This window comes from Lentzea sp. NBC_00516, from assembly GCF_036346835.1.
Taxonomy (GTDB): Bacteria; Actinomycetota; Actinomycetes; order Mycobacteriales; family Pseudonocardiaceae; genus Lentzea; species Lentzea sokolovensis.
This window is the reverse complement of record NZ_CP107840.1, coordinates 4,189,353-4,203,746: the sequence shown is the minus strand read 5'-3', so window position 1 is coordinate 4,203,746 and position 14,394 is coordinate 4,189,353. Positions and strand designations below refer to the sequence as shown.

The following is a 14,394-nucleotide window of genomic DNA, read 5'->3' as shown; positions in this document are numbered from 1 at the left end:
CCCCGGAAACGAAATCCCTGTTCATTGACCGTCCTACCAGCTGAGCGTTTGGTGCCACACCTCGAGAGACAGCAGCGTCCAGATGCGCGGCTGCTCGTTGCGGTCACCGGAATCGTGGTCGTCGAGCAGTGAGCGCACCGCGGCTCGGTCGAAGGTCTTGCCCACGAACGACGTGGGCCCGGTCAGCAGGTCATAGGCCATGTCGCGCAGGCCGTCGCGGAACCAGGCGTCGAGAGGCACCTTGAAGCCCGACTTCGGCCGGTCGACGATGTCGGCCGGCAGGTGCTGGCGCGCCACCTCCTTCACGACCCACTTGGTCGTGCCGCCGCGCACCTTCACGTTGCTGGGCAGCGAGAACGCCAGCTCGGCGACGCGGTGGTCCAGGAAGGGAGGTCTGAGCTCCAGCGAGGCGGCCATCGACATGCGGTCGCCGCGTTCGAGGAGGTTGTCCGCGAGCCAGGTGTGCGAGTCGGCGTAGAGCATGCGCCGCAACGCGTCCCCGCGCCCGTTCTCGTACGGCGCCAGCACGGAGCGGGTGGCGGGACCGCCCAGCAACGCTGCCCGTTCGGACACCGTGAAGGGCGCGAACCAGCCGCGCATGCGTTCGGCGTAGGAGGGCTCCGCGATGGCGCGCAGAGCGATGCCCAGCCGTGCCTTGGAGGCGGGCAGGGCCTTCTCCAGGCGTCGTAGAGCGAACGAGGGCGCGGCACCGGCGAGGCGGGTGGCCTGGGCGAAGCGGTACTTGGGGTAGCCGCCGAACAGCTCGTCGCTGCCCTCGCCGGACAGCACGACCTTCACGTCCCTGCGGGCCAGCTCGGCCAGGCGGAACACGGCCACGTCGGCGGGTTCGGACAGCGGCGCGTCGCGGTGCCAGGAGAGCTTCGCCCAGCTGTCGCGGAAGTCGTCGGCCGTGACGATGACGTTGTGGTGGCGGCTGCCGACGAGGCGGGCGACCTTCTCGGCGTGGTGGATCTCGTCCACGCGCGGGTCGCCGAAGCCCGCGGAGAACGTGTGCAGCTCCGCGTCGCCCCGTTCCCGCGCCACCAGAGCCGTGATGAGCGAGGAATCCACGCCGCCGGACAGGTAGGCGCCGACCGGCACGTCCGCGACCAGAGCGTCGCGCACAGACGCGGTCAGCGCCTCGTCGACGAGGCGCACCGCCTCTTCTGGCGTGACCTGCCTGATCTCCGACTCGCGCGGCAGCTCCCAGTACGCCTCGGTCCGTACCTCGCCCTTCGCGGTGACGACCAGGTGGTGGCCCTGCGGCACCTTGTGGACGCCTCTGACGAGCGTGTGGGGCGCTGGGACGGACCGGTGCGCCAGGTAGTCGTGCAGCGACTCGTGGTCGACCTCGGCCGCGCCGATCGCCGGCAGCAGCGCCTTGATCTCGGACGCGAACGCGAACATCTTCGAGTCCGCGTAGTAGTACAGCGGCAGGATGCCGAGCCGGTCGCGGAACAGGTGCGTCTCGCCGGTGTGGGCGTCGTGGATCGCGTAGGCGAACTGGCCGCGCAGCTTGGCGACCGCGGTCGGCCCGTGCTGTTCGTACAGCGCCAGCAGTACCTCGGTGTCGCCGTTCGTGCGGAACGGGTAGCTCAGGGTTTCGCGCAGCTGCCGGTAGTTGAGGATCTCGCCGTTGAACGCGATCTGCGTGGTGCCGGACGCGCCCGCCATCGGCTGCGGCGACCCGGCCAGGTCGATGATCGACAACCGGGTGTGCGCGAAGCCGATCGAGCCGTCGGACCAGAAACCGCTGTCGTCGGGACCGCGGTGGTGCAGCCGCTTCGCCATCTCGGCGAGCAGCTCACGGGAGACGGGAGCGCCGTCGAACCGTCTGATGCCTGCGATACCGCACATGTCAGCGGTCCTCCGCGATCTGCATGAGCTCGCGGGCACGGGAGTCCCAGGAGGAGGTCAGCACGGCCGCACGTCGTTCGGCCGGGGTCTTCAGGCCGCCGTCCTTGAGCGTGAGCCGGATCTGGTCGATGAAGTCGGCCTCGCCCTGGGCGATCCGGATGACGTCGCCGTACCGCTCGACCTCGGGGAAGTCCGTCGAGACGACGGCCAGGCCCAGGGCCAGGTACTCCTTCATCTTGATCGGGTTCGCGTGCTTGATCCAGTCGTTGTCCAGCCACGGCATCAGCGCCACGTCGAAGCCCGAGCCGTAGCCGGGAATCTGGTCGTAGGACCGGAAGTCCAGCCAGTGCACGTTGGGGTACCTGTCGTAGCGCTCCATCGAGCAGGTCGCGTCGCCGATCAGCACGACCGACGCGTCGGGGAACTCCTGCGCGACCTTCTCGATCAGGTCGAAGTCGACGAGGTAGTCGTCGAGGCTGCCGAAGAAGCCGATGCGCGGGCCGGAGATGCTCGCGATGTCCGCGGGCAGTTCGGTGCGGCGGGTGAAGTGGTCGACATCCACGCCGTGGTCGAGGAAGTGCGCCCGGTTGCCGGTCAGCGCGGATTCCTCTTCTTGGAGGGCGCGCGACACGTAGAGCACGGAGTCCGAATTGGACAGCAGCTGGTTCTCCAGCCCGGCGATGGTGCCCTGGTCGGCCTCGGGGAACGCCGAGTGGCGGTCCGAGCGGTTGAACACCAGGCCCTTGGTCTTCATGGGCTTCACGACGTCCCACGCGGTCGGGATCGTGGCGACCACGACGGGCGTGCCCATCCTGAGGAAGAAGCAGACCGCTTTCACCTGCGTGCGGACGAGTACCGAGTTCAGCTTGCGCAACCACGGCTTGCCGTAGAACGGCAGGGGAGCGGGCGTCATCACGTAGAAGTTCGGCGTCTCCGGGATCGGCTGACGCACCAGCATCGCGACGCTCTTGGCCTTGCGGAAGATCCGGCGCAGGAACTGCGTGCTCTTGCCGGGCGACGGCATCCGCAGGCCGATGCTGTTGACCAGCAACACCTTGCGGTGCTTCGCGACGCGGCGCAGCAACTGGAAGTCCGAGTGGGCGCGGTTGTGGTACCACCAGTCCTGCGCCGAGAAGCACAGGTAGCTCGGGCCCTCGGAGGCCACTTCCTCCGGCCAGCGGCGCATGCTGAAAAGCCCCTTCAACGCGGTGCGGTGCTTCGGTGAACGTGCGCGAAGCCCTTCGTTCACGACCATGGCGAGCCACATGAAGAGTGCTGCGAACTTGCCGTGCAGCTCACGGTGCAGCCGGACCTTGTTCTGGGTGAGCATCGACCACAGGCGGGCGTTCGTGGAGACCTCGCCGCCGATGTGCGTGGCCGTGGCGCGCGGCTCGAACCAGACGCCACCGGCGCGCAGCATGTAGTCGGTCTCCTCCGAATAGAGGAAGTAGCGTTCGTCCAAAAGGCCGCGTCGCTCGATGACTTCCCGTTTGATCAGCCACGCGCAGCCCGTCGCCCAGTCGGCGGCGTGCGCGCCCTGGTAGGCCTTGTCGTCGGTGACCGTCTCGCCCAGGCCGATCCGCCCGGCGCGGCCGCCACCGATGAGGGCCTCCGCGAACGCTCCGGCGGCGCGCGGCTTGCGGCGCAGCGAGTGGGACAGCTCACCGGAATCGTCCACCAGCCGCGGCACGACGATCGGCCTGTCGGCGGCGCGGAGTGTCTCCACGGCTCCGGGGTGCAACCGGATGTCGGCGTTCAGGACGAGAACGTCGTAACCCTCGGCGGCTTTGATGCCCGAATTCACACCGGCCGCGAATCCCGCATTCACAGGGTTTCGCACGATTTGCACGCCTGGCCGAGTGGCGGAGGACACAGTGCCGTCGGTGGAAGCGTTGTCGACGACGATCACCTTCACACCGTCGGGCAACGAGTTCAGGCATCCCTCGATGACCTGTTCGCTCTGGTACGTGACGATGACCACCGCGACAGGTGACCGTTCCACAACCGCTCCTCGCTTTGGGGCCTCTTCGCGCTACATCGAGTGCTTTGCAACCTCCGTTACGAGATTCGCGCCATGTGTAACCGTTTTGCCCTCTGAAACGAGAACCAGAGCGTGACGTCATCGCCTCACGTGTTGATCATCGTGCAGAACCTCCCCGTGCCGCTGGACCGGCGGGTGTGGCTGGAATGCCGTGCCCTGACCGCCGCCGGGTACGAGGTTTCGGTGATCTGCCCCAAGGGTCCGGGTGACCCCGCCTACCAACTTCTCGACGGAGTGCACCTGTACAAGTACGCTCCGCCGCCCCAGGCGGAAGGCGCGCTGGGCTATGCGTGGGAGTTCCTGTACTGCTGGGTGCGCACGGCGTTGCTGAGCGTGAAGGTGCGTGCCCGCAGGCGGTTCCACGTCATGCAGGCGTGCAACCCGCCGGACACGTACTGGGCGTTGGCGCTGCTGTGGCGGCTCGGTGGCGTGAAGTTCGTCTTCGACCACCACGACCTCAACCCCGAGGTGTTCCTGTCTCGTTTCGGTGAGCCCAAGGGGTTCGCGGGCAAGCTGCAGTACCGGATCCTGAAGTGGCTGGAGCGCCGGACGTTCCGCACGGCCGACCGGGTGACGTCGACCAACACCTCGTACCAGAAGATCGCGTGGACGCGGGGCAACGTTGCGCCCGAGCACACCACCGTCGTGCGCTCCGGCCCGGACACCACCGTGATGCGGCCTGTCGAGGGCGTGGACGAACTCCGACGCGGCGGCAAACACCTGGTGGCGTATCTCGGAATCATGGGACCGCAGGACGGCGTCGACGGCGTCCTGGAAGTCGCACGGAGAGTTGTTTTCGACCGCGGGCGCACCGATGTCAGGTTCGCGCTGCTGGGCTTCGGAGACTGCCTCGAAGACCTGAAGAAGCAGGCCACGGCCTGGGGACTCGATCCGTACGTGGAGTTCACCGGACGGGTCGGGCCCGAACAGATCACCCGTTACCTGTCGACTTCCTCCGTCGGACTGGGCCCGGATCCGTTGTCGCCTTTGAACGACGTGTCCACTATGAACAAGACCATGGAGTACATGGCCTACGCGCTGCCGGTCGTCACGTACCGGTTGCAGGAGACCGTGGTGTCCGCCGGCGAATGCGCCGTGCTGGTCGAACCGGGTGACGTCGAGGCGTTCACGACGTCGCTGCTCGACCTGCTCGACGACGCGGAACGCCGTGCGCGCCTCGGCTTCGAGGGCCGTCGCCGCTGTGAGGCCGTGCTCGACTGGCGCCCGCAGGCGGAGAACTACGTGGCCGTGTTCGACGGGCTCACCGGCTTCGCCTCGCGCGGCCCGTTCCCCGACGGCAGGCCCGAACTCGGCGCCGGCACCGACCAGTGGGGCAACAAGATGATCGACGTGAGCGACGACGCCGTGCTCCGCGCGTTCGCCGTGACCCGAACGGGAGAATGATGTTCGTCAGAAGGATCGCTGTCGTCGGCACCGGCTACGTCGGTCTGACCACCGGTGCCTGTCTCGCCTCGCTGGGCCACCGCGTGGTGTGCGCGGACGTCGACGCGGGCAAGGTCGAGCGCCTCTCGCGGGGTGAGGTCGACATCCTCGAACCGCGTCTCGCCGAGCTGGTCGCCGAAGGTCTGGCCTCCGGTCGCCTGTCGTTCGTTCTTGGTGCGTCGGCCGCGGTGGCCGACGCCGAGGTCGTGTTCCTGTGCGTGCCCACGCCCATGGGTGTCGGCGGCATCGCGGACCTGGCCGCGGTCGAGTCCGTTGTGGACGAGACGCGCGACCTGCTGCCGTCCGGAACTGTGATCGTCAACAAGTCCACGGTGCCGGTCGGGACCTCGATCCGCACCGCCGAACTGCTGCGCCGCGACGACGTCGCCGTCGTCTCGAACCCCGAGTTCCTGCGCGAGGGCTCGGCCGTGCACGACTTCCTGAACCCCGACCGCATCGTCGTCGGCTGCGACCAGCAGGACGCGGCCGAGCGCGTGGCGGCGCTTTACGCACGCCTTGGCGCGCCCACGGTGCTGACCGACGCGGCCTCGGCCGAGATGGTCAAGTACGCGGCGAACTGCTTCCTGGCGATGAAGCTCTCGTACGTCAACGCGGTCGCGGAACTGTGCGAGCGGCTCGGCGCGAACATCACCGACGTCACCGAGGGCATGGGTTACGACAAGCGCATCGGCCAGGCGTTCCTCAACCCCGGCCCCGGCTGGGGTGGCTCGTGCCTGCCCAAGGACACGCACGCGATGCTCCAGGTCGCGGACGCCGCCGACTTCGAGTTCCGGCTGCTGCGCGCCACGATCGACACCAACGAGCGCCAGCGTCAGCGGATGGTCGAGAAGGTCCGCCTGGCCGTCACGGGCAAGCGCGGCGGCTCGCTGTCGCACGTGCGCCTGGGCCTGCTGGGCCTGACGTTCAAGGCCGGCACGGACGACCTGCGCGACTCCCCGGCGCTGGCCGTGGCGGCGTTGCTGAAGCAGGCGGGCGCCGATCTCGTCGGCTACGACCCGGCTCTGACCGGCGGCACGGACCTCGGTCCGGTGTCCGTCGTGGACGATCCGTACCAGGCGGCGAAGGACGTCGACGCTCTTGTCGTGCTGACCGAGTGGCCGGAGTTCAGGTCGTTGGACTGGGCTCGCCTGGCCGAGACCGTGCGGCAGCCCGTCGTCGTCGACACGCGGAACCTCCTGGACCCGGACGTTCTTCGTCGTGCGGGCCTGAGCTGCACGTCACTGGGTCGTCGCTAGTCCACTTGAGACTGTCCATTTAGCTCAATGGTGTGACTGGGCGCGCGGCCTTGTCGTGCTAGCGCTTTGATTCCCGGCAACACCCGGTGGGATTCGCCCGCCGGGACTTGCCGGGAGGTTCTCGCCGTGGCTGGACTCATGGACATGGTCAACGGAATCGTGCACCAGGCTTCTGGCCTGCTGGCTCAGGTGAGCGAGCTCGCGAGCGGCCTGCTGTCCGCGCTCCCGCTGTAGCGGCTTCAAGGGGCGTTCGCCTCGGCGAACGCCCCTTAGCTCACCAGCGAGGCAGATCCGGCCCGTGGTGCGTGATGCCGGCGAAGAGATCGGTCTCCGGCAGCGGCGCGCCGGTCGTGTCGATCGCGCGGATGTACGACTCGGCCGCGAACCGTTGTTGCGCCGTCAACTTCCCGATGAGCGACTGGCTCTCGTAGCAGTACAACGCCTTGCGCTTCACGTCGGCGACCGCGGACGTGTCGACCGTGGTCGTGGCAAGGCTGTCGTGCGCTTCCAGGTACAGCTTCGCCGGAATGCCGGTCTCCTTGACCGCGTGCTGCGCGACGCGCGCGGCGTGGACGTGGTCACGGTGCTGGTGTGGATTGTGGTGGTCGTGCGTGACGACCACCTGCGGCCGGAAGTGCTCGATCAGCGCGGCCACCCGCCCCGCCGCCGTCTCGACGGGGATCGAGCAGAACGCGCCGGGCGGCACCTCACCGGTCTCGCCGGAGTCGTGATATCCCAACAGTTCCAGGTCTGTGATGCCGAGCACATCGCACGCCGCGTTGAGCTGCGCCCGTCTGCGCGCCGCCACGGCCTGAGGGTGGTGGTTCAGCTCGCCGGGCTTGACGCCACCGGGCATGTCACCCAGCTCGCCGCTGGTACAGGTGACGAGGACGATCCGGACACCCTGACGGGCGTAGTGGGCCAGGATTCCTCCGGTCGACCGCGACTCGTCGTCGGGGTGAGCGTGGACGGCCAGCAAGGTTCTCGGTCCATCGAACTGCACGCGGGGAAGTTACCTCGAAACTATTGTCTTGCCGGTGACCGACTTGCCGTCCGGCCTGAAGCCGCACGAACTCGCACAGCACCTGCTCGGGCAGATCGAACGCGGGCACGCGTACGCGCGTTCCCGCAAGCAGCGGTTCAGGTGGAAGTCCGTAACCGTCCGACTGACCACTTTGGTGCTTTCGGCGGTGTCGACGATCATCCTCGGCCTGCAGAACCTCGACCCCTGGACGGGAACGGCGTTCTCACTGGTGGCGGTCGTGACCGTGGTGTCCGCTTTGGAGCCGTTCTTCGCGTGGCGTTCGCTGTGGGTGCTGATGGAGGAGGCCAGCTACAAGTTCCACCGGCTGGAGGACGATCTCGCCTACTACGTGGCGTCCACTCCGGCCGCGGACGTGGATCCCGAGCGGGTGCGGGAGATGTTCGAGCGGTACCAGGAGATCTGGGACTCGCTCAGCGGGCGCTGGCTGAAGTTCCGCGACAACGGCTGAGCGGGTGCCGCGGCCGGTAGAGTCGATCTCCGCTGTTCCAGGATCAGGGGGTTCTCATGTCGGACGCTTGGGGTTTGCTGATACCCCTCACCGCTCTCGTGGTGATCGTGCTCGGCGGGATGGCCGTGATGAAGCTGCAGAAGTCCTTGTTCGGCGCGCTGGGCACACGCACGTCGGACACGGCACCCGGTGCTTCGCCTTTTTCCGGGTTCCAGCAGTCGCCGCAGGAGAGCCGGGAGGACTTCGTGCGCAGGCACTGGCAGCGCCCCGGCGTGGTGGCCGACGGCGTGACCCTGGTCGATCTCTACGACCGCATCCGGGCCCTCGAGGAACGCCTCGCCGAGGCCGAGCGCCGTTCCGGCACCGCCTGACCGAGCCCACGCGCCGCCTGCGCCGCCGGCGGGGGCTCGGCGGCGAAGGCGGTCACGGGACTACGGCGTGCCCGCGGGCTTGCCCTTGGCGTCCGGAGCGTTGGCGTCGTGCAGGAAGTTGTCCTGCCACACCGCCCACTTGTACGAGGCGCCCTTCTGGCTCACGTAGGCCGCGCCCCATCCGGTGCCGCTGAAGCGGTTGTTGATGGACTTCATGTTGCGGCCGTAGAGGTTGTCGAAGCCCGACTCCAGGCCGAGCTGGTAGCCGCCGCCTTCCAGGAGGTTGCCCTCGACGGTGACGTTGTCGATGTCGCCGCCGTAGGTCTGGATGAACAGCGCGCCGGTGTCGTTGCCGGTCGAGCAGTCGATGCGGTTGTTGCGGAACGTCAGGGTGCGGCCCGCGTTCTTGTCGAGCGGGAAGTCGCGGACGGTGGCGCCGTCGTTGTGGGACTCGCCGTCCGAGCGCAGGCCGCGGACGTAGTTGCCCTCGGCGAGGCCGCTCAGGGAGCTGCCGGTGTTGTAGAAGCAGATGCCGGAGCCCATGCCGCTGATGTAGTTGCGCTGCAGGGTGCCGACGCCGAGGAACGCGCAGGAGCCCGCGATGGTCTTGGCCGACAGGGCGGAGCCGTCGATGTTCGAGTCGCGGATGGTCACGGGGGCGCCGGTGACCTGGCAGGAGTTGCTGCCGCACGGGCCGTTCGTGGTGATCAGCGGAGCGGTCTCGCCGAGGTTCTTCGGGCGGATGCAGGACTTCTCGACGGTGATGTTGCCCGCGAACAGCGTGAGGGCCTGTTCGACGCGCTTGCCGGAGATCACGGTGCCCGCGGCGGGGGCGCCGGGACCGGTGTAGAGCGGCAGCGAGTCGCAGTTCAGACCGTGGGCGGCGAGGCCGGTGTTGGCCTGGGTGAGCTTCCAGCCAGGGGAGCCGGCGGGGGCGGGGGAGTTCGCCGGGGGCTTCACGGGTCCGTTGGTCGCGGACTTCGTCGTCGAGCTGGGGGCCGCCGAACTGCTGCTCGGGGCCGCGGAGGAACTGCTGGGCGTGCTGGTCGAGGTGGCGCTGCTGCTTTCCGCCACGGGTGTCGGCTGGGCCGCCTTGGTCGGGGAACAGGCGGCCAGCACGATGACACCACCGGTCAGCAGTACGGCCAATCTCAGTCTCACGGCTGGTTCTACCTCCACGCGCGCTCACGACGGGGGACCGTGAACTCGCTGATTGTGTCGTCGGCCGTTGCGGAATTTGTACAAAACTCGTGCGACGAAGTTTCGTACGGGGCCGTTGAACGGTCAGCACACTGCACGGCAGAACCGGAGGAGTCAAGCGGATCTCGTTGCGGCGCAACATCATCTTCCGCCTGGTGGGGAATGCTCCATCCGTGTGAGCAGGTAGATCACGGTTTTATCACCGAGCCATATGATTCTTTGATGTGTGAGATCAGCGACCCGTAAATGTCGCGCGACCGGGACCGTCCGTGAGGAAGCTGTGCACAGCGCGTGGCAGGTCCTCGGTTTCGAACAGCGCCGAAGCGATCGTCGTGACGTGGGCGTCGGCCTCCGGGACGCCACCGTTCTCGAAATGCGCGAGCACCTGTTTGGTCGCAAAATGTGCCTGCGTCGGACCGGCCGCGAGACTCAGTGCGAACTGCTCCGCGGCCAATGCGAAACCTTCGTCGGGGAACACCCGGTTGACGACATTCCACCGTTCCAGCGTGGCCGCGTCGTAAAGGTCGCCGGTCATCACGAACTCCTTCGCACGACCCACGCCCGCCCGTGCGGCCAAACGCTGCGTGCCGCCCATCGTCGGAGTCAGGCCCACGACCTTCTCGACCAGCCCGAACCGGGCCTTCTCGGAGGCCAGGATCAGGTCGCACGCCACCGCCAGCTCGAAAGCCCAGGTCAGGCACAGGGCGTGCGCGGCGAAGACGGTCGGGATCGGCAGTGCGGCGAGGCGTTGCGGCAGGAGCAGCATGCGGTCGAACAGCTGCTGCGCCTCGTCGCGGTACTCCTGCGCGGCGAACAGCGACACGTCGACACCGCCCGACACGACCCGGCCCGTGGCGTTGACCAGCAACGCCCGCGCGTCACCCAGCTCGTCCAGGGCCTCGTGGAACTCGGCGTCGAGGTCGAGCGAGTACAGGTTGAGCGGCGGCGCGTCGATCGTGATGATCGCGAGCTCGTCACGGCGGGTCAGGTGGATCTTCACAGGCTCACAACCAATCGCGGCGCTTGAACATCAGGTACAGGAGGTAGGAGAGGCCGAAGATACCCAGCGTGGACACCCAAAAGCCCCATTTCTGCTCAAAACCGGGGTAAGGGACGTTCATGCCGTAATAGCCCGAGATCGCCGTGGGCACGGCGATGATCGCGGCCCAGCTGGTGACCTTCTTCATGATCGAGTTGAGGCGGTTGCCCTGCACCGCCACCTCGGCCTCGCGCAGGTTCGTGACGAGCTCCCGCATCGACTCGGTCAGCTCCGCGGTGAACAGCGTGTGGTCCTTCACGTCCAGGTAGTACGGCATCATCGCGTCGTCCACGAGTTCGTGCTCGCGGTGCAGCAGCGACCCCAGCACCTCCCGCATCGGCAACGCGACCCGCCGCAGCTGCACCAGGGCGCGCCGCAGCTGCAGCGCCCTGCGCCCGACGTGCGGCTTCTCCTCGTAGATGCGGTCTTCCAGCGCCTCGATGTCGTCGTCGAGCTTCTGGGCCGCCGCGTAGTGGCCGTCCACGACGTCGTCGAGCAGGCCGTGCAGCAGGAACCCGACGCCCGACGAGGCCAGCGTCGGCGCGCTGTCCCATCTGCGCTCCACCCCGGCGAGGTCGTAGTCCTCGCTCTCGCGCACCGTCACGAGCACGTTCTTGCCCACGAACAAGTCGACTTCGCACGCCTTGATCTCGTGGTCGACGTACTGGACCGCGTAGACGCTCATGAACAGGTGGGCGGGGTAGCGGTCGACCTTCGGGCGTTGCCGCTCGGTGAACGCGTCCTCGATCGCGAGCTCGTGCAGTCCCAGTTCGTCGCGCAGCAGACCTATCTCGTCCTGAGACGGCGCGCAGAGGTCGAACCACACGACCGCGGAGTGATCTTTGACGTGCTCCGCGATCTCGGAGACCGGGAAGTCCCTGTCCACGAGTTCGCCGTTGCGGTACAAGCGGGTCTTGCCCATGGGCGACAACGATACGTAGATCTACTCAGATGTGAGGTTTCGGCCCGAGTTCCCGCTACCCTCGATCCGGTGAAGGTGGACCAACCACAGCGCATTGGGGACTACCTGCTCTTGGGCAGGCTTGGTCGTGGTGCCATGGGAACGGTCTACCTGGGACAAGGCAGCGACGGACGCCAGGTGGCGGTCAAGGTCGCCCGCGCCGAGCTGGCCGACGACCCGCGCTTCCGCGAGCGGTTCCGCCGCGAGGTCCAGATGGCCCGAGCGGTCGGCAGCGCCGGCACGGCGGCGGTCGTGGACGCCGACACGCGCGCGCCCCGGCCGTGGATGGCCACGGAGTACGTGCCCGGCCCGACGCTCCAGGAAGCCATCGAACGGCACGGTCCGTTGCCGGAGCACCATTTGAGACGCCTCGCGGAAGGTCTGGCCGAGGCGCTCACCGCGATCCACCGGGCCGGCCTGGTCCACCGCGACCTCAAGCCGTCCAACGTGCTGCTGGGCGCCGACGGGCCCCGCGTCATCGACTTCGGCATCTCCCGCGCGATGGAGCACACCGCGCTGACCGAGACCGGCATGGTCTTCGGCACGCCCGGCTTCCTGTCGCCCGAGCAGATCACCGGCCAGGACGTCGCTTCACCGAGCGACGTGTTCGCCCTCGGCGCCGTGCTGGTCTACGCGGCGACGGGCAAGGGTCCGTTCGGTGAGGGCCCGACGGCCACGTTGCTCTACAAGGCCGCGCACGGTGAACCTGACATCGATGGCGTGCCCAAGCCGTTGCGGCCGCTGGTGCAGAAGTGCATGCACCGCGACCCGGCCAAGCGTCCCGACCCGGCCGAGGTGACGCGCCTGCTCAGTCAGGTCGTCACGCCCAAGGCACCGACCAGCAAGCTCCCCGCGCCGATGACGCCCGCCGCGGCGACGTTCTCGACGTCGCGGTTCGTACCGATGTTGTGGGGCGGCCTGAACCTCGCGGTGGCGCTGCTCGCGGCCGCGATCGCCGATCCGGCCGCGCAGGCCAACGGCGCCACGCAGCTGCTGGCGCTGGCCGCGTTCTGCGTGCTCGTCGTGCGCGCGGTGCGGTACTTCAGCGCCGCCGCCCGTCGCAAGGTCGTCATCGAGATCAGCCGCGAGGGCATCGCCACCACGCGCAACGGCAAGTTCCACCAGTACTGGTGGTACGAGCTCGCACGGGTGCGCGTGGTGCCGCACAAGAAACGGCCGTGGGTCGTCGTCTGGCTGAAGGACCCGGCACCGCGCCGCTTCTTCGGCGCGCACCACGGCGGCGTGCGGGTGTTCCCGATCGCCCACGAGCGCACCAGGCGGCGGCGCGAGCGCGACGTCGCCGAGCTGCGCGCCGCGCTGGCCTGGTACCTGCCGCGCAGCTACGACGGACGCTGATCGGTCCACTCGTAGGTGACCTTGACGGACGCGTTGCCATTGCCTCGGTTGGAGATGTTCACGGGGTTCTCCGCGCCGACGACCCGGCCGGTCGTGGGGTCGATGGTGAACTCGGTCGCGCTGCCTTCCACCGACACCTTCCCGTTGTCGAAGCGGATCTCGGGAGTCTCGGCGAGCCGCCGGTAGAGCGCCGCTCGCTCCGCGTCGGTGGTGTACGGGGACATCAGCGCGAACGACGCGTCGCGCAGCTTCTGGGCAGGGGTCGTGCCCGCGGGCAGCGCGAGGCTCTCCTCCTGGCACGGGGTCGCCATGCAGAAGGTGGACCACAGCACGGGACCCCGGTCCCCGTCCGGGACGAGGCGGTCGAGAGGTGGTTGCCGGCCGTCGATCGCGCGGACTTCACCGGTGTACCTGCGGAAGATCGTGACCGACTCGTCCTTGGCGGTGGGCAGCCACACGTCGTACTGGAACTGGACGTCCGTGCTCCCGTACTCCTGCCCGCCGTAGGTCACCTTCCAGAGCGTGTACCTGATGTGCCGGTACTTGGTCGTCGGCTGCTCCGCCACCTCCAGCAGCGCCGCGGCCTCCGGCAACGAGGTCGCGGGTTTCACCGGCATGGTCGCGGGCGCGTCCCGCGAGGCCGGCCTGAGCATCACCACGAGCCCGGTGATCAGCACCACCGCGACGGACGCGGCCGCGATGCCGACCCAGCGCCGTGAACGGGGCCGCGGCTTCTCGGCGAACAACTGCTCGCGCAACCGGGCCAGCCGCACGTCGTCGCCGCCCCGCACCGCGTACAGCTCGGCGAGGTCGTCGTCCAGCACGTCACGCATGTTCCACTTCCTTCAGCTTGGCGCGCAGGCGGTGCAGACGGGACCGGGCGGTGCCGGGGTTGAGGTCGAGGGCTTCCGCCGCCTCCTGCACGGACAGGCCGGCCAGCGACACGAGCAGCACCAGGTCGCGATCGGGCTGGGACATCCGGCCCAGCTCGCGGGCGATGCGGCGCAGGTGCGCACGAGAGTCGATGCGGGTGACCACCGTGTGCTCCAGCGACTCGGCCACACTCAGGTCGACGCCGTACCGTTCGGCGGTGCGCAACAGGCGGGTCTCGCGTTTGGCGTGGCCGCGCAACAGGTTCGTGGCGATGCCGTACAGCCAGCCGACGACGCTGCCCCTCTCCGGGTCGTAGCCCTCCGCACCGCGCATGGCGGCGAGGAACGTCTCGCTGACCAGGTCGTCAGCCACGTCGACGCCCACCCGCCGCGCCAGATATCGGTGCAGCGGATGGGCGTGCTCGTCGAACAGCTCCGCGAACATCACGCCCCCAGTTGGCTTCTCGCGGTACCAGTGTTGCAGTGACCTGAATCACAGTGGACG

General features: G+C 68.2%; 13 protein-coding genes. 5 read left to right on the top strand and 8 right to left on the bottom strand.

Features of this window, described 5'->3' with window-relative positions; translation table 11 throughout:
* Positions 1-33: 33 nt before the first annotated feature.
* Both asnB and OG205_RS18665 read right to left on the bottom strand, forming a co-directional pair.
* A complete protein-coding gene (asnB, locus tag OG205_RS18670) occupies positions 34-1,857 on the bottom strand; it encodes an asparagine synthase (glutamine-hydrolyzing) (protein WP_330277505.1) in 1,824 nt (607 codons plus the stop codon).
* A 1-nt stretch (position 1,858) separates the two neighbouring features.
* Entirely contained in the window at positions 1,859-3,859 is a 2,001-nt protein-coding gene (locus OG205_RS18665) for a glycosyltransferase (RefSeq protein ID WP_330277504.1), read from the bottom strand.
* A gap of 111 nt (positions 3,860-3,970) precedes the next feature.
* On the opposite strand from OG205_RS18665, the gene OG205_RS18660 reads away from it, so the two are divergent.
* Complete coding sequence (locus OG205_RS18660) at positions 3,971-5,302, top strand: glycosyltransferase family 4 protein (RefSeq protein WP_330277503.1); 1,332 nt, start codon at positions 3,971-3,973, stop codon at positions 5,300-5,302.
* Positions 5,302-6,597, top strand: coding sequence for a UDP-glucose dehydrogenase family protein (locus OG205_RS18655; RefSeq protein WP_330277502.1), 1,296 nt, complete (start codon positions 5,302-5,304; stop codon positions 6,595-6,597). Before OG205_RS18660 ends, OG205_RS18655 begins: the two co-directional genes overlap by 1 nt.
* Positions 6,598-6,871: 274 nt before the next feature.
* Here the strand turns inward: OG205_RS18655 and OG205_RS18650 are convergent, their stop codons facing one another.
* On the bottom strand, positions 6,872-7,600 hold the full coding sequence (locus OG205_RS18650; RefSeq protein ID WP_319973317.1) for a PIG-L deacetylase family protein: 729 nt from the start codon (positions 7,598-7,600) through the stop codon (positions 6,872-6,874).
* 34 nt (positions 7,601-7,634) lie between these two features.
* On the opposite strand from OG205_RS18650, the gene OG205_RS18645 reads away from it, so the two are divergent.
* Both OG205_RS18645 and OG205_RS18640 read left to right on the top strand, forming a co-directional pair.
* Complete coding sequence (locus OG205_RS18645; RefSeq protein WP_330277501.1) at positions 7,635-8,090, top strand: SLATT domain-containing protein; 456 nt, start codon at positions 7,635-7,637, stop codon at positions 8,088-8,090.
* A 56-nt stretch (positions 8,091-8,146) separates the two neighbouring features.
* Positions 8,147-8,461, top strand: coding sequence for a hypothetical protein (locus OG205_RS18640; protein WP_330277500.1), 315 nt, complete (start codon positions 8,147-8,149; stop codon positions 8,459-8,461).
* A gap of 60 nt (positions 8,462-8,521) precedes the next feature.
* Here the strand turns inward: OG205_RS18640 and OG205_RS18635 are convergent, their stop codons facing one another.
* The 3 genes from OG205_RS18635 to OG205_RS18625 all read right to left on the bottom strand — a co-directional run bounded on the left by OG205_RS18635 (position 8,522) and on the right by OG205_RS18625 (position 11,622).
* Positions 8,522-9,622 (bottom strand): hypothetical protein, encoded by a 1,101-nt coding sequence (locus OG205_RS18635; RefSeq protein WP_330277499.1) that lies wholly within the window; start codon positions 9,620-9,622, stop codon positions 8,522-8,524.
* A 271-nt stretch (positions 9,623-9,893) separates the two neighbouring features.
* Positions 9,894-10,661, bottom strand: a complete 768-nt coding sequence (locus OG205_RS18630) for an enoyl-CoA hydratase/isomerase family protein (RefSeq protein WP_330277498.1) — start codon at positions 10,659-10,661, stop codon at positions 9,894-9,896.
* Positions 10,662-10,665: 4 nt separating this feature from the next.
* A complete protein-coding gene (locus OG205_RS18625; protein ID WP_330277497.1) occupies positions 10,666-11,622 on the bottom strand; it encodes a magnesium transporter CorA family protein in 957 nt (318 codons plus the stop codon).
* Positions 11,623-11,691: 69 nt separating this feature from the next.
* On the opposite strand from OG205_RS18625, the gene OG205_RS18620 reads away from it, so the two are divergent.
* On the top strand, positions 11,692-13,017 hold the full coding sequence (locus OG205_RS18620) for a serine/threonine-protein kinase (RefSeq protein WP_330277496.1): 1,326 nt from the start codon (positions 11,692-11,694) through the stop codon (positions 13,015-13,017).
* On the opposite strand, the gene OG205_RS18615 is transcribed toward OG205_RS18620, so the two are convergent.
* Positions 13,002-13,850, bottom strand: coding sequence for a hypothetical protein (locus OG205_RS18615; protein ID WP_330277495.1), 849 nt, complete (start codon positions 13,848-13,850; stop codon positions 13,002-13,004). The two genes, OG205_RS18620 and OG205_RS18615, sit on opposite strands and share 16 nt — an antisense overlap.
* Positions 13,843-14,334, bottom strand: a complete 492-nt coding sequence (locus OG205_RS18610) for an RNA polymerase sigma factor (RefSeq protein ID WP_330277494.1) — start codon at positions 14,332-14,334, stop codon at positions 13,843-13,845. The genes OG205_RS18615 and OG205_RS18610 overlap by 8 nt, the downstream gene beginning before the upstream one ends.
* Positions 14,335-14,394: the final 60 nt, after the last annotated feature.